The 16,825-nt window shown below is 70.4% G+C and carries 16 protein-coding genes and 1 pseudogene; 8 read left to right on the plus strand and 9 right to left on the minus strand.

What is annotated here, in order from left to right; all coding sequences use genetic code 11:
• Positions 1 to 3: 3 nt before the first annotated feature.
• The 6 genes from cysS to R4I43_RS18330 form a co-directional block, all read right to left on the minus strand.
• Positions 4 to 1,392: a cysteine--tRNA ligase gene (cysS, locus tag R4I43_RS18305; RefSeq protein WP_324266853.1), complete on the minus strand. Its 1,389-nt coding sequence runs from the start codon at positions 1,390 to 1,392 to the stop codon at positions 4 to 6.
• An 80-nt stretch (positions 1,393 to 1,472) separates the two neighbouring features.
• On the minus strand, positions 1,473 to 2,153 hold the full coding sequence (locus R4I43_RS18310; RefSeq protein WP_324266854.1) for an HAD family hydrolase: 681 nt from the start codon (positions 2,151 to 2,153) through the stop codon (positions 1,473 to 1,475).
• A gap of 147 nt (positions 2,154 to 2,300) precedes the next feature.
• Positions 2,301 to 2,552, minus strand: coding sequence for a hypothetical protein (locus R4I43_RS18315; RefSeq protein ID WP_324266855.1), 252 nt, complete (start codon positions 2,550 to 2,552; stop codon positions 2,301 to 2,303).
• Between the two features lie 100 nt (positions 2,553 to 2,652).
• Positions 2,653 to 3,129, minus strand: a complete 477-nt coding sequence (gene ispF, locus R4I43_RS18320) for a 2-C-methyl-D-erythritol 2,4-cyclodiphosphate synthase (protein WP_324266856.1) — start codon at positions 3,127 to 3,129, stop codon at positions 2,653 to 2,655.
• Positions 3,122 to 3,817 (minus strand): 2-C-methyl-D-erythritol 4-phosphate cytidylyltransferase, encoded by a 696-nt coding sequence (ispD, locus tag R4I43_RS18325; protein ID WP_324266857.1) that lies wholly within the window; start codon positions 3,815 to 3,817, stop codon positions 3,122 to 3,124. Before ispD ends, ispF begins: the two co-directional genes overlap by 8 nt.
• A 19-nt stretch (positions 3,818 to 3,836) precedes the next feature.
• Positions 3,837 to 4,325 (minus strand): CarD family transcriptional regulator, encoded by a 489-nt coding sequence (locus tag R4I43_RS18330; RefSeq protein ID WP_132623361.1) that lies wholly within the window; start codon positions 4,323 to 4,325, stop codon positions 3,837 to 3,839.
• Positions 4,326 to 4,624: 299 nt separating this feature from the next.
• Between R4I43_RS18330 and R4I43_RS18335 the strand changes: the two genes are divergently transcribed.
• Both R4I43_RS18335 and radA read left to right on the plus strand, forming a co-directional pair.
• The gene (locus tag R4I43_RS18335; protein ID WP_324266858.1) at positions 4,625 to 5,206 is read left to right on the plus strand and encodes a copper chaperone PCu(A)C; all 582 of its coding nucleotides are present in this window, start codon (positions 4,625 to 4,627) and stop codon (positions 5,204 to 5,206) included.
• Positions 5,207 to 5,463: 257 nt separating this feature from the next.
• Positions 5,464 to 6,870 (plus strand): DNA repair protein RadA, encoded by a 1,407-nt coding sequence (gene radA / locus R4I43_RS18340; RefSeq protein ID WP_324266859.1) that lies wholly within the window; start codon positions 5,464 to 5,466, stop codon positions 6,868 to 6,870.
• Here the strand turns inward: radA and R4I43_RS18345 are convergent.
• Positions 6,867 to 7,460, minus strand: a complete 594-nt coding sequence (locus tag R4I43_RS18345; RefSeq protein WP_324266860.1) for a hypothetical protein — start codon at positions 7,458 to 7,460, stop codon at positions 6,867 to 6,869. The genes radA and R4I43_RS18345 overlap by 4 nt on opposite strands.
• 136 nt (positions 7,461 to 7,596) lie before the next feature.
• On the opposite strand from R4I43_RS18345, the gene R4I43_RS18350 reads away from it, so the two are divergent.
• The 5 genes from R4I43_RS18350 (at position 7,597) to R4I43_RS18370 (ending at position 12,083) form a co-directional block, all read left to right on the plus strand.
• Positions 7,597 to 8,499 (plus strand): A/G-specific adenine glycosylase, encoded by a 903-nt coding sequence (locus R4I43_RS18350; protein WP_324266861.1) that lies wholly within the window; start codon positions 7,597 to 7,599, stop codon positions 8,497 to 8,499.
• Positions 8,499 to 9,011 carry a 2'-5' RNA ligase family protein gene (locus tag R4I43_RS18355; RefSeq protein ID WP_324266862.1) on the plus strand — a complete coding sequence of 171 codons (513 nt, stop codon included), beginning with the start codon at positions 8,499 to 8,501 and terminating at the stop codon, positions 9,009 to 9,011. Before R4I43_RS18350 ends, R4I43_RS18355 begins: the two co-directional genes overlap by 1 nt.
• Positions 9,012 to 9,094: 83 nt before the next feature.
• On the plus strand, positions 9,095 to 9,775 hold the full coding sequence (locus R4I43_RS18360) for an ATP-binding cassette domain-containing protein (RefSeq protein WP_324266863.1): 681 nt from the start codon (positions 9,095 to 9,097) through the stop codon (positions 9,773 to 9,775).
• Positions 9,772 to 11,712, plus strand: coding sequence for a YhgE/Pip domain-containing protein (locus tag R4I43_RS18365; protein WP_324266864.1), 1,941 nt, complete (start codon positions 9,772 to 9,774; stop codon positions 11,710 to 11,712). Before R4I43_RS18360 ends, R4I43_RS18365 begins: the two co-directional genes overlap by 4 nt.
• A 62-nt stretch (positions 11,713 to 11,774) precedes the next feature.
• Entirely contained in the window at positions 11,775 to 12,083 is a 309-nt protein-coding gene (locus tag R4I43_RS18370; protein WP_132623375.1) for an antibiotic biosynthesis monooxygenase family protein, read from the plus strand.
• Between the two features lies 1 nt (position 12,084).
• Here R4I43_RS18370 and R4I43_RS18375 read toward each other — a convergent pair whose 3' ends face one another.
• Complete coding sequence (locus tag R4I43_RS18375; protein WP_324266865.1) at positions 12,085 to 13,083, minus strand: endonuclease/exonuclease/phosphatase family protein; 999 nt, start codon at positions 13,081 to 13,083, stop codon at positions 12,085 to 12,087.
• A 191-nt stretch (positions 13,084 to 13,274) separates the two neighbouring features.
• Between R4I43_RS18375 and R4I43_RS18380 the strand changes: the two genes are divergently transcribed.
• Positions 13,275 to 14,000, plus strand: a complete 726-nt coding sequence (locus tag R4I43_RS18380) for a DedA family protein (protein ID WP_324266866.1) — start codon at positions 13,275 to 13,277, stop codon at positions 13,998 to 14,000.
• 178 nt (positions 14,001 to 14,178) lie between these two features.
• Here the strand turns inward: R4I43_RS18380 and R4I43_RS18385 are convergent.
• A pseudogene (locus R4I43_RS18385) lies at positions 14,179 to 16,662 on the minus strand (ATP-dependent Clp protease ATP-binding subunit); the annotation flags it as partial.
• Positions 16,663 to 16,825 lie beyond the last annotated feature (163 nt).

Consider the following 16,825-nt stretch of genomic DNA (forward strand, 5'->3'; position numbering starts at 1 on the left):
GAGTTACCCGTCTTTCAATGTCCACGTCGGACCGTCGGGGGTGTCCTCGACGGCGATCCCGCCCTCCTGCAGCCGGTCCCGCAGCAGGTCGGCGGTGGCGAAGTCGCGCTCCGCACGCGCCTTCTGGCGCTGTTCGAGCACCAGGCGCACGGCCTCGCCGAGCGCGTCGTGCGCGGCGTTGCCGCTGTCCTCCGCCCACTGCGGCGACAGCGGGTCCAGGCCGAGCACACCGGTCATCGCGCGCACCGACGCGGCGGCGACGCGGGCCGCCTCGTCATCACCGCGGTCCAGCGCCGCGTTGCCCTCGCGGACCGCCGCGTGCACGGCTGCGGTGGCCTGGGGCGTGCCCAGGTCGTCGTCGAGGGCCTTGGCGAAGTCGTCGGAGATCTCGCCGGGCTCGACCGAACCGGTGCGGTCGGCGACCTTGCGGACGAAGTTCTCGATCCGGCCGTACGCCGAAGCCGCTTCCTTCAGACCGGCTTCGGAGAACTCGATCGTCGACCGGTAGTGCGGGGTGACCAGGTAGTACCGCAGCTCCACGGCACGCGCGCGCTCCAGCACCGCCGGGATGGACAGCACGTTGCCGAGCGACTTCGACATCTTCTCGCCGCTCATGGTGACCCACGCGTTGTGCATCCAGTACTGCGCGAACCCGTCTCCGGCCGCGTTGGACTGCGCCAGCTCGTTCTCGTGGTGCGGGAACACCAGGTCCAGGCCGCCGCCGTGGATGTCGAACTCGCCGCCCAGGTAGAACGTCGCCATCGCCGAGCACTCCAGGTGCCAGCCCGGGCGACCGTGCCCCCACGGCGTCGGCCAGCTCGGCTCGCCCGGCTTGGCGCCCTTCCAGAGGGTGAAGTCGCGGGGGTCGCGCTTGCCGGAGGCCAGCGACTCGCCCTGCTGCACCTCGTCGAGGCGCTGCCCGGACAGCCGCCCGTACTCCTCGCCGTAGGAGGCGACGTCGAAGTAGACGTCACCGCCGGAGGCGTAGGCGTGGCCCTTGTCGATCAGGCGCTGGATCAGGTCGATCATCTGCGTGACGTGCCCGGTCGCGCGCGGCAGCACCGACGGCGGCAGGCAGCCCAGCCGGTCGTAGGCCGACTCGAAGGCGCGCTCGTGCGTGGCCGCCCACTCCCACCACGGCCGGCCCGCTTCCGCGGCCTTGGTGAGGATCTTGTCGTCGATGTCGGTGACGTTGCGCACCAGGCGCACGTCGTAGCCCGAGTGCTGCAACCAGCGCCGCAGCACGTCGAAGTTCAGCCCGCTGCGGACGTGGCCGACGTGCGGAACGCCCTGCACGGTGGCACCACAGACATAGATCGACGCCACTCCGTCGCAGCGCGGGTGGAACTCGCGCGTCGTGCGGGTCGCTGTGTCATGTAGGTGCAGGCTCACGCCCCCGATGGTACGGGGAAGCACTTCGGGGCAATCACGACAGGCCGGTTGTCGTCAAGTGCGATCCGGAGCCCGGGATTTCAGCGCAGCAGGTCTCCCACCGCGTCGATCAGGCCCCTCGGGCGCTCCGAGGTCGGCGCAGGGTCGACGATCGCGACCTGGCACCCGACAGCGGCCGCGCCGCCGTCGGCCTCCTCGCTGTCGCCGACCATCAGCGCCTCCTCCGGCGCGACGCCGAGGCGCTCGCAGGCCCGCAGGAAGATCTTCGGGTCCGGCTTGATCACCTCTTCGAGGTACGACAGCAGGAACTCGTCAACGTGCTTGCTGATGTCGAGCCGGTCGAAGGCCGGGCGGATGTCGAAGGCGATGTTGCTGATCACGCCCACCTTCACGCCCTGCTCGGACAGCCTGCGCAGCACCTCGGCGGTGTCCGGGTACGGGGTCCACTGATCGGGGTCGATCAACCGGGCGTAGAGGCCGTCCGCCTGCGGGTCCGGAACCCCGGAGCTGCGCAGCACCTCGACGTAGACCTTGCGGTGCAGCGCGGGGTCGAGGTCGCGCTTCTCCCAGGCCTCCAGGTACTCATCGCCGAGCTCGACGATCTGACCGGTGGGGGCGGTCATCCGGCGCATGATCTCGGCCTGCGCCGAGAGGTCGAAGGGGCTTCCGCCGGAGTCGGTGAGGTCGGCGTACCAGGACGGGTTCTCCTCCAGCCGGAACAGCGTGCCGGAGAAGTCGAAGATCACCGCTCGGAGAGTCACACCGGCAACGGTATGCGGGCCCGGCGAACCCCACATGAACATGCGGCCAAGCTCACGACCAGGGACGGGGATTTCCCCCGTTCGCCGGGCCGCGAGCTCACCCGACGACGGTCCTCGCCGGAACCGACCGGACGAAGGGGACGTCGATCACGGGCACGTTTCACCGAACTGCCCGCAGCGGACGCGCGATTCCGGATTGTGGAATCGGCGGTTCGGATCGTTCTTCATCGGGACGACGATGGCCGCGATGCTGGCCGAGGCGCTCAGCCACAGCAGCACGACCGCCAGCGCGAGGTCGAGCTCGTCGCCCAGCGACCACAGGACCATCGACACCGGCCACATCACCAGCGGCTGCACGACGAGCAGCCGACGTACCCACCGGTTCCGCTCGATCATCATGGTTCGAGGATCGCGCGCGAGCACCCCGGATCAGAAGAGCGCGGCCCCTGAGTTTTCCCCGACTCCAACTACCCGACACACCCGGGTACCTGCTCGTCACTCAGCGGAAAACCAACGCCGTCGCCACCGCCGCGATGCCCTCGCCGCGCCCGGTCAGCCCGAGCCCGTCGGACGTCGTGCCGGACACCGACACCGGCGCTCCGACCGCCTTGGACAGCACCTGCTGCGCCTCCTCGCGACGCTTGCCGATGCGCGGCGCGTTGCCGATCACCTGCACCGTCGCGTTGCCGATCACGTGGCCCGCGGCCTCGATCCGCGAGCGGACCTCCTCGAGCAGCTCCGCGCCGTGCGCGCCGGCCCAGCGGTCATCACCGGTGCCGAACACGGCGCCCAGATCACCCAGGCCAGCGGCCGACAGCAGCGCGTCGCACAGCGCGTGCGAGGCCACGTCGCCGTCGGAGTGCCCGGCGCAGCCGTCCACACCCGGCCACTGCAGCCCGGCCATCCAGCAGTCGCGCCCGGCCTGCACCGGATGCACGTCCACGCCTTGCCCGACGAACGGCAGACGATCAGTCACTCGGGGAACTCTCCTCGGCGGCCAGGACGGCCTCGGCGACCGCCAGGTCGAAGGCGGTGGTGATCTTCAGGGCGTCGGGGTGGCCCTCGACGACGTGCACCTTGCCGCCGACGCGCTCGACCAGCCCGGCGTCGTCGGTGGCGATGTCGCCCGCGGAGGCGTAGGCCTGCCGCAGCACGTCGATGTTGAAGCCCTGGGGGGTCTGCACCGCTCGCAGCGGTGCGCGGTCGACGGTCTCCACGACCACGCCCAACTCGTCGACCTTCTTGATCGTGTCCGTCACGGGCAGCACCGGGACCACGGCGGGCGCACCCGCCTCCACCGCGGACACGACGTCGCGGATCATGCTCGCCGGGGTGAAGCACCTCGCGGCGTCGTGCACCAGCACGACGTGCGCGTCCGGAGCGACCTCGGCGACCGCGCCGAGCGCCAGGCGCACCGAGTCGGTTCGCTCGGCACCGCCCGGCACCACGTGCGCGTTCGGCAGCGTGGCGAGCTCGGCCGCCACGACCTCGACCTGGTCGGGCGGCGAAGCCACCACGACGTGCTGCACGCAGCCCGAGCCCAGCAGGCCCCGGACCGCGCGCAGCAGTAAAGACTCACCCTTCACCGGAACAAGCGCCTTGGGCCTGCTCAACCCCAGGCGCACCCCGCGACCAGCTGCGGGGACCAGCGCGACAACGCTCACGCTCGAGCCGTTCCGATGATCAAACCGCGGCGGCGAGGACTTCGTCCAGCAGCGTTTCCGCCTTGCCTTCGTCAGTGCCCTCCGCCAGCGCCAACTCGCTGACCAGGATCTGACGGGCTTTCGCCAGCATTCGCTTCTCGCCTGCGGACAGGCCACGATCCTTCTCGCGTCGCCAGAGGTCGCGCACCACTTCGGCCACCTTGTTCACATCGCCGGAAGCGAGTTTCTCCAGGTTGGCCTTGTACCGACGAGACCAGTTCGTGGGCTCTTCGGTGTGCGGGGCCCGCAGCACGTCGAAGACTCGATCCAGACCCTCTTGACCGACGACGTCCCGAACGCCGACGATCTCGGCATTGTCCGCGGGAACGCGCACCGTCAGGTCGCCCTGCGCGACCTTGAGGACGAGGTACTGCTTCTCCTCGCCCTTGATCACACGAGTCTCGATTGCTTCGATGAGCGCGGCACCGTGGTGCGGGTAGACGACGGTCTCTCCGACCTTGAAAACCATGTGTCCTCTGCCCCTTTCGCTACCCCCACTTTACCACGTAGGGCAACCGGGCTTCGACCACCTAGCCATCCGTAATCGCAGGTCAGAGCCTGGGCAGGACTTGACAAGAGGTGCTCCGACGTGCAAGGCAGCTCCTTTCGGCCCTGTGAAACCGTCCATTATGGACCGTCCGGACGGGTGGTCTTCCGGGCCTGTCGCGGGCCCGCGATACGTAGTTCGGCAAGCCCCTGCGCGACCCCCGTCGGGCGGGGATTAAGCTCCACGTGGTTGTCCGGCAATCAGGAAGGGACGCTGCAACCGTGAGCCGCCCTCAGCACCTCAAGGCCGTCCGCCTGCGGTTGATCCCGGCCGCACTCGGGCTCGGCGCCGTCGTCGCCCTCGCCGGCTGCAGTGCCGGTCAGGTCACCGAGACCGACACGCAGGTTGCCGCCGTCAACGGCGGTAGCGGCGACGCGAAGCAGGTCGCCGTCCGCAACGCCACGCTCGCCTTCCCGACCGAGGGCGCGTTCTACCGCGCGGGCTCCTCGGCGCCGCTGGAGCTCGTCCTGAGCAACGAGGGCCCGAACGACAAGCTCGTGCAGGTCTCCAGCCCGTACGCGGCATCGGCGCAGGTCAGCGGCACCACCGACCTGCCGAGCCACACCGCCCTGCACGCGACCGGCCCGTCGGCGCAGCCGGCGAGCGCCGACCAGCGCAAGGTGCAGATCACGCTGAACGGGTTCAAGCAGGACATCACGCCCGGCGTGACCGTGCCGGTGACCTTCGTGTTCGCCCAGGCCGGTCAGGTCACCGTGCAGGTCCCGATCGGCTCGGACCACAACCCGCGCCCCGAGCACGGCAGCCCCGCCCCCGGAGGCCACCAGGCCGGCGGCGGTCACTGACCCGAAGAACTCACCTGAAGCCCGGGGCGATCACGGCGATCACCCCGGGCTTCGGCGCGTCACGACCCTGATCAGGGCGGTATTCCGGTCCCTGATTACGCCGGTATTCGGGCCCATCATTACGCCGGTGCTCGGGAACCCTGATTACGGCGGTAATCCGGGTCCCGATTACGGCGGTAATCCGGGTCGTGGGGCCTCGGGCGTGCTCCGGCGAGTCCGCACCGGTGATCGTCGGGGTGGGTGGATAGCCTCTGGTCGTGCCGCCCAAGACTCGCGCTTCTCGCCCTGCCTTCCGCTGCGCCGATTGCGGTCATGAGGTCGCCAAGTGGGTGGGGCGGTGCCCCGGGTGCCAGGCCTGGGGGACGATCGAGGAGGCCGCACCAGCCCGACCGGCGCTGGCGAAGGTGTCGGCCGGTGCGCCGAGCACGCCGGCGCGGCCGATCGCCGAGGTGGACCTGGACTCGGCGCGGTCGGTGTCGACCGGCATCGGCGAGCTGGACCGGGTGCTCGGCGGCGGGATCGTGCCCGGGGCCGTGGTGCTGCTCGCGGGCGAGCCCGGTGTGGGGAAGAGCACACTCCTGCTGGAGGTCGCGCACCGCTGGGCCTCCGGGGCCTCGCCCGGCGCGTCCCTGTACGTCACCGGCGAGGAGTCCGCGGGGCAGGTCCGGCTTCGGGCCGAGCGGACCGACTCGGTGCACCCCGAGCTGTTCCTGGGCGCTGAGAGCGACCTGTCGGCGGTGCTGGGCCACGTCGACGCGGTCAAGCCCGGCCTGCTGATCGTCGACTCCGTGCAGACCGTCCAGTCGCCCGACGCCGACGGCAGCCCGGGCGGCGTCACGCAGGTGCGGGCGGTGACGACCGCGCTGGTGGCCCTGGCCAAGGAGCGCGGGCTGCCGGTCGTGCTGGTCGGGCACGTCACCAAGGACGGCGCGGTCGCCGGGCCGCGCGTGCTGGAGCACCTGGTGGACGTGGTGCTGCAGTTCGAGGGCGACCGGCACTCCTCGCTGCGGATGCTGCGCGGGGTGAAGAACCGCTTCGGCCCGTCCGACGAGGTCGGCTGCTTCGAGCAGCGCGACGACGGCATCGCCGAGGTCCCGGACCCGTCGGGGCTGTTCATCAACCGCCAGGAAGCGGCCGTGGACGGCACCGCGGTCACGGTCATGGTCGAGGGCAAGCGACCGCTGCTGGTGGAGATCCAGGCGCTGCTGATGAAGACCGAGATGGCGATGCCGCGCCGCTCGGTGAGCGGCCTGGACTCGGCCCGGGTGTCGATGATGCTGGCAGTGCTGGGCAAGCACGGGCACATCCCGACCGGCTCGCACGACGTGTTCGCGGCGACGGTCGGCGGCACCAAGATCGGTGAGCCGGCCGCCGACCTGGCGATCGCGATGGCGGTGGCGTCCTCGCAGACCGGGCGCCCGCTGCCGCCGAACCTGGTGGTGATCGGCGAGGTCGGTCTCGCCGGGGAGATCCGCCGCGTCAACGGGGTCGGCCGGCGCCTGGCGGAGGCCGCGCGGCTCGGGTTCGACCGGGCGCTGGTCCCGCCGGACCCGGGACCGCTGCCCAAGGGCATCAAGGTCACCGAGGTCGCGACCATCAAGGACGCGCTCAAGCTCGTCCGCCGCCGCAAGCAGGCTTCGGAGCCGAAGCCGGACGCGGACTAGGGAACCACGCGGAACGGCACCGGAGCGCTGGTCAGCGAGGTGAGCCTGGCGACGGCGACGTAGTCGCCGGGCGGGACGCGGTCCTGCCGGGCGGCGCAGCCGGGTGCGGAGGTCAGCCCGGCCCACAGGACGTCGTTGCGGACGGGCTTGCCGGGTTCGAGGACGGGCTGCTCGTTGGTCGATTCGGCGTAGCAGTCGTTGCTGGACCACACGTGCCGTCCGGCCGGGGTGGTCACCTCGATCTCGCGGAGCATCCGGTTGAGGTCGCGCAGGCACGGACGCGGGCTGGTGTTGGTGACGACGACGGCGAGCGCGATCCGCTCGCCCACCCGGAACGCCGGCTGCCCGGTTTCGGCGGCGACGCGCATCGCCTCGTCGGGACATGCCTGCGGTGTGCTGTCGGCGGCCACCGCCACGGGCTGACCGGGGGTTCCGGCCGCTCGCGGCGCCGACTCGGGTTCACCGGAGCCTGCGACCAGGGCGATCACACCCCATCCGAGCAGCGCCACCACTAACAGCGACACCGCGATCGCCACCGCACGGCGACGCCAGTACACCGCAGGTGGCAATGGACCGTTCGGATCAAACACGAACTGACAGTAACTCGTTGAATACGCTGAATGGACCTTTCGATGATCGCCCGATGGGGCGTATCCGCTGCTGCCGACGGTGATCACCGGCCTTCTTCCGGGCGATCACCGACCACCTGGCAGTATCGAATCCGCCATGAACAGTCCCACCACCGCAGCCGACACCCGGCTCGACCTCGACGCACTGGCCGACTGGTTCACCGCCACCGCCCGCCCGCTGCCCTGGCGCGCTGCGGGCGTGACCGGCTGGGGCGTGCTGGTCAGCGAGACGATGCTGCAGCAGACGCCGGTCAACCGCGTGCAGCCGATCTGGGAGGAGTGGATGCGCCGCTGGCCGCGTCCTTCCGACCTGGCCGCCGAGTCGCAGGGCGAGGTGCTGCGCGCCTGGGGCAAGCTCGGCTACCCGCGTCGCGCGCTGCGGCTGCACGAGGCCGCAGCGACGATCGCCGCCGACCACGACGACGTCGTTCCGTCCGATGTGGACACCTTGCTCGCGCTGCCCGGCATCGGCGCCTACACCGCCCGCGCGGTGGCGGCTTTCGCCTACGGCAGGCGCGCTCCGGTGGTCGACACCAACGTCCGCCGCGTGGTGGCGCGCGCGGTGCACGGAGCCGGTGACGCGGGCCCGCCGTCGACCAAGCGCGATCTGGCCGATGTGGACGTCCTGCTGCCGTCCGAGGACGGGCCCGCCGCCACGCTGTCGGCGGCGTTGATGGAGCTCGGGCAGGTCGTGTGCACCGTCCGCTCGCCGAGCTGCGAGCGGTGCCCGATCGCCGCGGACTGCGCCTGGCAGCACAACGGCCGCCCGGCCTACGCGGGTCCGCCGAAGAAGGTGCAGAAGTTCGCGGGCACCGACCGCCAGGTGCGCGGCAGGTTGCTGGACGTGCTGCGGGGTTCGACCGGCCCGGTCACCCGCGAGCAGCTCGACGCCGCCTGGAACGAGCCCGGTCAGCGCGACCGCTGCCTGGACTCGCTGCTGGTGGACGGCCTGGTCGAGCAGACCGACGACGGCCGCTTCGCCCTCCCCGGGGAGCGCTGATGGCCGACGCGCTGGTGTTCCACTTCGACGACGAGACCGAGTCGCGGATCCGCGAGCTGTGGGAACGCCTCGACGCGGCGGGGATTCCCGGCGCTGGGCACCGGCCGAGGGTGACGCTGGCCGTCGCGGGCAGCATCCCTCCCCCGGCTCGCAAGGCGCTGCGCGGCGAGCTGGAGCTGCTGTCGATCCCGGACCTGTGGCTGCACACCCTGGGCGCGCTGCCCGGTGACGAGCGGGTGCTGCTGCTGGGCGCGGTCGTCGACACCGAGCTGCTGGCGGTGCACTCGGCGGTGCACGACGTGCTGGCGGGCGAGGTGAAGAACCCGTCGGCCTACTACTTCCCCGGCGCCTGGGTCCCCTGCTGCGTGCTGACCAAGGGCCTCGACACCGACCAGCTGGCGCGCGCCTTCACCGCGCTCCTGCCTCCCGAACCGGTGCGGGCCGCGGTCCGCGAGGTCAGCGTCCTCGACACGCGCACCGGAGACACCGACGTCCTGCTCCAGGTCACATAACCGCAGATCATTACGAGTTGCCGGGACGCGATCTAGCGGCCACTTTGTACGTGCATTGCCTCCACTATTCGAGGGGAGGAATCATGTACGTCCTCGGCGCGGGCATCCTCGCGCACGGGATCGCCGCGAAGGGGCCGGAAGGCGTCGTGTTCGCCAACCTGGACCTCCGCGTCGAGCCCGGTTCGCTGACCGCGGTGACCGGGCCCAGCGGTTCCGGGCGAACGTCGTTGCTGCTGGTGCTGTGCGGGCGGCTGCGGATCATCACCGGTGAGCTGGACGTGGACGGTTTCGCGTTGCCGCGCAAGGCGCGCAGGGTGCGCAAGCTGATCCGGCCGGCTCGGTTGCGCCCGGGCTGCGAGCTGGAGGACCGGCACCGGGTCCGGGAGGCGATCACCGAGCGCAGGCTGATCAGCGGCACCAACAAGGCCTCCATCGAGCTGGGCTTGGAGCTCGTCGGACTGGACGTGGACCGATCGCTGCTGATCGGCGAGCTGCCGCCGGAGGAGCGGCTGCTGCTCGCGGTGGGGCTCGCCGCCGCCCCGGCGCCCGCCGGGATCGTGGTGGACGACGTGGACGAGGGCCTCACCCAGCCCGGCCGGGCACGGGTGTGGGCTGCGTTGCGCGAGGTCACCAGGATCGGGATGACGGTGATCGCCAGCACCACCGACCGCCCGTCCGGCGACGTCAACGTGGTGCGCCTGCCCGCGGGCCGGTTCCACGAGCCGACCGCGGAGATCGAGATGTCGGAAAAGGGCGGCAGGTGAAGGCCGTTCGACTCGCCTGGCTGGAACTGCGGCGCTTCCGAGGCCCGCTGCTCCGGCTGGTCCCGCTCGTCCTGATCCTGGTGCCGCTGCTGTACGGGTCGCTGTACCTGTGGTCGAACTGGGACCCCTACGGCAAGCTCGACCGCGTTCCGGTGGCGGTGGTCAACAACGACCGGGCGGTGGACCGGCAGGGCGAGCACCTCGACGCGGGCGTGCAGTTCATCAAGCAGCTCAAGGTCAACGACGTCTTCGACTGGCGGTTCGTGCGCGGCACCGACGCGCGGCGCGGACTCGCCGAGGGCCGCTACTACTTCGTCATCGAGGTGCCCACGGACTTCAGCGCCAAGCTCGCCGCGGCCGCCGACGGCAACCCGCAGCGCGCGGCCGTGCGGCTGACCAAGAACGACGCGAACGGCTTCATCGCCGGGATCATGGCCGACACCGTCAAGCCCGAGCTGCAGAACCAGATCAACGCCGCCGCGCACGCCAGCTTCGCCCGCGCCCTCTACGGCGAGCTCGGCCAGATGCGGGAGAAGCTGCAAGCCGCGTCGGAGGCGTCGAAGAAGCTGGTCGACGGCACCGCGCTGAGCCAGCAGGGCACGGCGGCGCTCACCCGCGGCCTCGGCGGCGTGCGGGACGGCACGAGCCTGGTGTCCAACGGGGTGCGGGACATCTCGCAGGCGACCGGTCAGCTGGACCGGCAGCTGAACACCATCGCCGACTTCACCGCCGACCAGCTGCCGGGCGCGGTGAACTCGCTGGTCAACGCCAGCGGTGTCGCGGTCAGCAGCTTGACCTCGATCTCCACCGCGACGGGGCTGCTGGAACAGCAGGCCGCGGACGGGCTTTCGGCGGTGCAGGGGCTGGGCAGGTCGCACCCGGAGCTGCGCGGTGATCCGGCGTACGAGCAGGCGCTGGACACCTCCGGCCGGATCGCGTCCGGCGCTGCCTCGGCCGACTCGCGGGCGCGCGAGGCGCTGCGCACCGCGGAGGAGGCCAACCGGCGGGCGCGGGCGGTGCAGTCGAGCATGGGCCCGCTGCAGGAGCGGGTCCGGTCGATCACCGCGCCGGTGGACACGCTGCACTCCGGGACGACACAGGTCGCGTCGGGTTCGCAGGGCATCGCGGGCGGGCTGAACTCGCTGGTGGCGGGCAGCAACGTGCTGCAGACCGGGGCGGGCCAGCTCAACGACGGGTCGCGGGACCTGCAGGGGATGATCGACGACACGCTGCGCCGGATCCCGCCGACCAACCCGACGGAGGTGTCCCGCGCGGCCGACGTGCTGGGGTCGCCGACCGAGATCCGCACCGACAACCTCAACCCCGCCTACGTCTACGGGCGCGGGCTGGCGCCGTTCTTCTTCGGGATCGCGCTGTGGGTGTTCGGGCTGTTCGCGTACCTGCTGCTCAAGCCGGTGAACCTGAGGGCGCTCGCGGACAAGGTCAACCCGTTCACGATCGCCGTCGCCGGGCTGCTGCCCGCGGCGGCGCTCGGGGTGATCGGCGGGCTGGTGCTGTTCGCGGTGGTCAACTTCGGGCTCGGGCTGAACCCGGTGAGCGTGTGGTGGACGGTCGGGCTGCTGTCGCTGGCGGCGGTGACGTTCGTGTCGATCGACCACCTGCTGCGCACCGCGCTGGGCGCGGTCGGCGACCTGCTGTCGCTGGTGCTGCTGATCGTGCAGCTCACCGCGTCAGGTGGGCTCTACCCGATGGAGACAACGCCGACGCCGTTCCAGGCGATCCACCCGTTCCTGCCGATGACGTACCTGGTGGACGGGTTGCGGGTGACGATCTCCGGTGGTCTGGAGGTGCACCTGTACCGGGACCTGATCGTGCTCGGGTGCGTGCTGCTGGCGGTGGTCCTGCTGACCACGGCCGTCGTGCACCGCCAGCGCACGTGGACGCTCGGGCGCCTGCACCCGCAGATCGAGCTCTGAGCCAACGCGGGTGAGATCGACGAGACACGGTGCGTCGGGGCGTTCGCTCGTAGGCTTGGCTCATGGCTGTTGTGAAGATCAATGCGATCGAGGTCCCCGAAGGTTCCGGCCCGGAGCTGGAGAAGCGCTTCGCTTCCCGGCACGGCTCGGTCGACGACGCGCCCGGTTTCCTGGGCTTCGAGCTGCTGCGCCCGGTGAAGGGCGACAACCGCTACTTCGTCTACACGAAGTGGGAGACCGAGGAGGACTTCCAGAACTGGGCCAACGGCCCGGCCAAGGAGGCTCACGCGGGCGAGCGCAAGAACCCCGTCGCGTCCGGCTCCAGCCTGCTGGAGTTCGAGGTCGTGCTGGGTTCGCACCCGGAGAAGTGAGTCAGCCGGCGACGCGCAGGGTCGTGAACACGGCCCTGTGGTCGCTGCCCGGGATGTCGACGACCTCGTAGTCCTCCGGCAGCACGCCGCCGGAGGACAGCACGTGGTCGATGGTCACCGGCGGCGCCGTCCAGCCCGACGGCCACGTCGGCGTCAAGCCCTCGCCGAGCGCCCCGGCGGCGTCGACGTAGCCGCGACCGATGAGGTCCTTGAGCCGCGTGTGGTCGAGGGTCGCGTTGAAGTCGCCCGCCATCACCCTGGGCTGCCCGGTCAGCGACGGTTCCGGCAGCGCGACCAGGTCGCGTTGCCAGACCGGTGTGGTGTCGGCGCCCATCGGGTAGATCGGGTGCACCGCCACGAACTCCACGTCCCGTCCGGTCGGCACGTCCACCAGCGCGGACGGTTGCGCCAGCGTCGTCGTCGGCACCAGTGAGAGCTCGCGCAGCGGGTAGCGGGAGACGATCCCGGTTCCGTCGGCCTTCGGGCCCGCTTGCAGCACCCGGTTCGGCAGCTCGGCGAACAGACCGGCCCGCTCCAGCTCGGTGACCATCTCCGGGGTGAGCTCCTGCAGGCTGAGCACGTCGACCCCGCGGTTGCGGACCTCCTCGACGATCTTGGCCGCGTCGGCGCCGCCGAAGTAGGTGTTGACCGACAGCACCCGCAGCGCCTCGCCCTCGGCCACCACCGGGTCCGGGATCACCCGCGGCGCGACCGTGTAGACCAGCGCCACCGTGGCGAGCAGCGCGAACAGGACGTTCAGCCAGCGCCGCAGCAGCAGGCCGAGCAGCACCAGGACCGCTCCGGCGATCACGGCGTACTGGGTCAGCGCGGTCAGCGCGACCGTGTAGCGCTCGACGTCGAGCTCGACGATCGGCAGCGCCGCCCAGGCGAGGAAGCCCAGCGTGAGCAGCGACAACAGCGCGGTCGTGCAGCCGCCACCGGGTTTGCGGGCGACGTCGTCCGCCGGATCGTCGAGCACTTCGTGCGCCGTCCGCGTCATCGCCGCCTCCGTCTTTCGCCGAGCTCCCGGCCATCAGGACGTCTGACGTCCCCGAATGGTTGTGCCGCCAGCGTGCCAAAGATCACCGGACACGCCGGAGAGTGCCACAGCTCACACCTCTCGGAGGTGAAACGTCCGATCCCGCTGGAATCATGGATTGAAACGGCATTCGACCCCGGAGTTCACCCCGCATGGATCTGACGACGACAGCCGCCACGTCCGCCCAGCCCACCGGCTTCACCGCCTGGGTCATCGGGGTGATGGAGACCCTCGGCGGGCCCGGCGCGGGTTTGATCATCGCCCTGGAGAACCTGTTCCCGCCGATCCCCTCCGAGCTGATCCTGCCGCTGGCCGGGTTCACCGCCAGCCAGGGGAACATGTCGGTGCTCGGCGCGGTCCTGTGGACCACGCTCGGGTCGCTGGTCGGCGCGATGGCGCTCTACGGGCTCGGCGCGTCGCTGGGCCGGGAGCGGACGCGGGCGATCGCCGCGAAGCTGCCGCTGGTGAAGCTCTCCGACATCGACAAGACCGAGGCGTGGTTCGCCAAGCACGGCGTGAAGGCCGTGTTCTTCGGCCGGATGATCCCGCTGTTCCGCAGCTTCATCTCGCTGCCCGCCGGTGTCGAGCGGATGCGGCTGAGCACGTTCGCCCTGTTCACGACGCTGGGCAGCCTGATCTGGAACACCATCTTCGTTCTCGCCGGCTACCTGCTCGGCCAGCACTGGTACCTCGTCGAGCAGTACGCGGGGCTGCTGTCCCGGGCCGTGGTGATCACCTCGGTGCTCACCGTCGCGGTGTTCGTGGCCGTCCGCGTCCGCAACAACCGCCGCGAGCAGGCCGTCTCGGAGGCCCCGACGGTGCAGTTCGCCCGCGTGTCGGCAGACCACCCCACCGAGGAGATTCACCGGATCCGATGACCTTCCCAGGTCAGCGGGCGGTCCTGCCGAGCAGTTCCAGAACCGCGGCCCAGTCGAGCGAAACGGCCCCCGCACCTGCGAGAGGTGCGGGGGCGGGGGCGCGGTCCGCGGGGGCGGGCGCCGCGGGGCCGGGGTCCTGCTGGTCCTCGCCCTGGGCGGAGACGCTGACCGGCGGGGCGTCCGGCACCGCGGACGGCTTGGGCTCACCGCGGAAGGTGAAGTGGGCCTTGTCGTCCGGCCCTTCGCCTTCCCAGCCCTCGACGTCGACGATGACGATCTGCCCCGGCTCGACCTCGCCGAACAGGATCTTCTCGGACAGCTTGTCCTCGATCTCCCGCTGGATCGTCCGGCGCAGCGGCCGCGCACCCAGCACCGGGTCGAACCCGCGCTTGGCCAGCAGCTTCTTCGCCGTGTCGGTGAGCTCCAGGGCCATGTCCTTGCCCTTGAGCGCCTTCTCCACGCGGTTGGAGAGCAGGTCGACCATCTGGACGATCTCGTTCTCCGTGAGCTGGTGGAAGACGATCACGTCGTCGATCCGGTTGAGGAACTCCGGCCGGAAGTGCTTCTTCATCTCCTCGTTGACCTTGGACTTCATCCGCTCGTAGTTGGACTCAGCGCCCTGACCACTGGAGAAGCCCAGGCCGACGGCCTTGGAGATGTCCTGCGTGCCGAGGTTCGAGGTGAAGATCAGCACCGTGTTCTTGAAATCCACCGTGCGGCCCTGGCCGTCGGTGAGACGACCGTCCTCCAACACCTGCAGCAGCGTGTTGTAGATCTCCTGGTGGGCCTTCTCGATCTCGTCGAACAGGACCACGGAGAACGGCTTGCGGCGGACCTTCTCGGTGAGCTGGCCGCCCTCCTCGTAGCCGACGTACCCGGGCGGGGCGCCGAACAGCCGCGAGGCGGTGTAGCGGTCGTGGAACTCACCCATGTCGATCTGCACGAGCGCGTCGTCGTCGCCGAAGAGGAACTCCGCCAGCGCCTTGGACAGCTCGGTCTTACCGACACCGGACGGGCCGGCGAAGATGAACGAGCCGGACGGGCGCTTCGGGTCCTTCAGGCCAGCGCGGGTGCGGCGGATCGCCTGGGACACGGCCTTGACCGCGTCGTTCTGGCCGATGATCCGCTTGTGGAGCTCGTCCTCCATGCGGAGCAGACGGGTGGTCTCCTCCTCGGTGAGCTTGAAGACTGGGATGCCGGTCCAGTTGGCCAGCACCTCGGCGATCTGCTCGTCGTCGACCTCGGCGACGACGTCCAGGTCACCGGCCTTCCACTGCTTCTCGCGCTCCTCCTTCTGGCCGAGGAGCTGCTTCTCCTCGTCCCGCAGGCGGGCGGCCCGCTCGAAGTCCTGCGCGTCGATCGCGGACTCCTTCTCGCGGCGGACCTCGGCGATCTTCTCGTCGAACTCGCGCAGGTCCGGCGGAGCGGTCATCCGGCGGATGCGCATCCGGGCACCGGCCTCGTCGATCAGGTCGATCGCCTTGTCCGGCAGGTACCGGTCGTTGATGTAGCGGTCGGCCAGGCTGGCCGCCGACACCAGCGCGCCGTCGGTGATCGACACGCGGTGGTGCGCCTCGTAGCGGTCCCGCAGGCCCTTGAGGATCTCGACGGTGTGCTCCAGCGACGGCTCGCCGACCTGGATCGGCTGGAAGCGGCGCTCCAGCGCGGGGTCCTTCTCGACGTACTTGCGGTACTCCTCGAGCGTGGTGGCACCGATGGTCTGCAGCTCACCGCGGGCCAGCATCGGCTTGAGGATGCTGGCGGCGTCGATCGCGCCCTCGGCGGCACCGGCACCGACCAGCGTGTGGATCTCGTCGATGAACAAGATGATGTCGCCGCGGGTCTTGATCTCCTTGAGCACCTTCTTCAGGCGCTCCTCGAAGTCACCGCGGTAGCGGGAACCGGCGACCAGCGAACCCAGGTCGAGGGTGTAGAGCTGCTTGTCCTTGAGGGTCTCGGGCACCTCGCCCTTGACCACCTGCGAGGCGAGGCCCTCGACGACGGCGGTCTTGCCGACGCCGGCTTCACCGATGAGCACCGGGTTGTTCTTGGTGCGCCGCGAGAGGACCTGCATGATCCGCTCGATCTCCTTGTCCCGGCCGATGACCGGGTCGAGCTTGCCCTCGCGCGCTGCCTGGGTGAGGTTGCGGCCGAACTGGTCCAGCACCAGCGACGACGACGGCGTGCCCTCGCCGCGGCCGCCGGCCTCGGCCGGCTCCTTGCCCTGGTAACCGGACAGCAGCTGCAGGACCTGCTGGCGCACCCGGTTGAGGTCCGCACCGAGCTTGACGAGCACCTGGGCGGCGACGCCCTCGCCCTCGCGGATCAGCCCGAGCAGGATGTGCTCGGTGCCGATGTAGTTGTGGCCGAGCTGCAGCGCCTCCCGCAGCGACAGCTCCAGCACCTTCTTGGCCCGTGGGGTGAACGGGATGTGTCCGCTGGGGGCCTGCTGCCCCTGGCCGATGATCTCCTCGACCTGCTGGCGCACGCCCTCAAGCGCGATACCCAGCGACTCCAGCGCCTTGGCGGCGACACCCTCACCCTCGTGGATCAAGCCCAGGAGAATGTGCTCGGTGCCGATGTAGTTGTGGTTGAGCATCCGGGCCTCTTCCTGGGCCAGGACAACCACCCGCCTCGCGCGGTCGGTGAACCTCTCGAACATTCGCACTCCCTGACTGCTGCGCCGGCGGTCTAGTTCCGGGACACGGCTTTAGCGCTACGCCGCGATCCACGACGGGTTCAGCACTCTTGGGGACCACTGTAGTAGCCAACCCCGGTCGCGGTCCGTGCCCGCTGCGCCACATTCTTGCGCGGCACACTGCCCA

Source organism: Saccharopolyspora mangrovi, from assembly GCF_035320975.1.
In the GTDB taxonomy this organism is placed as follows: domain Bacteria; phylum Actinomycetota; class Actinomycetes; order Mycobacteriales; family Pseudonocardiaceae; genus Saccharopolyspora; species Saccharopolyspora mangrovi.

Bases quoted from the DNA above. Each gene is read 5' to 3' on its own strand.
- R4I43_RS18380 (WP_324266866.1), top strand. From the start codon at position 13,275: ATGGATCTGACGACGACAGCCGCCACGTCCGCCCAGCCCACCGGCTTC.
- R4I43_RS18315 (WP_324266855.1), bottom strand. From the start codon at position 2,552: ATGATGATCGAGCGGAACCGGTGGGTACGTCGGCTGCTCGTCGTGCAG.
- R4I43_RS18330 (WP_132623361.1), bottom strand. From the start codon at position 4,325: ATGGTTTTCAAGGTCGGAGAGACCGTCGTCTACCCGCACCACGGTGCC.
- R4I43_RS18370 (WP_132623375.1), top strand. From the start codon at position 11,775: ATGGCTGTTGTGAAGATCAATGCGATCGAGGTCCCCGAAGGTTCCGGC.
- R4I43_RS18375 (WP_324266865.1), bottom strand. From the start codon at position 13,083: ATGACGCGGACGGCGCACGAAGTGCTCGACGATCCGGCGGACGACGTC.
- R4I43_RS18350 (WP_324266861.1), top strand. From the start codon at position 7,597: ATGAACAGTCCCACCACCGCAGCCGACACCCGGCTCGACCTCGACGCA.
- R4I43_RS18355 (WP_324266862.1), top strand. From the start codon at position 8,499: ATGGCCGACGCGCTGGTGTTCCACTTCGACGACGAGACCGAGTCGCGG.
- R4I43_RS18360 (WP_324266863.1), top strand. From the start codon at position 9,095: ATGTACGTCCTCGGCGCGGGCATCCTCGCGCACGGGATCGCCGCGAAG.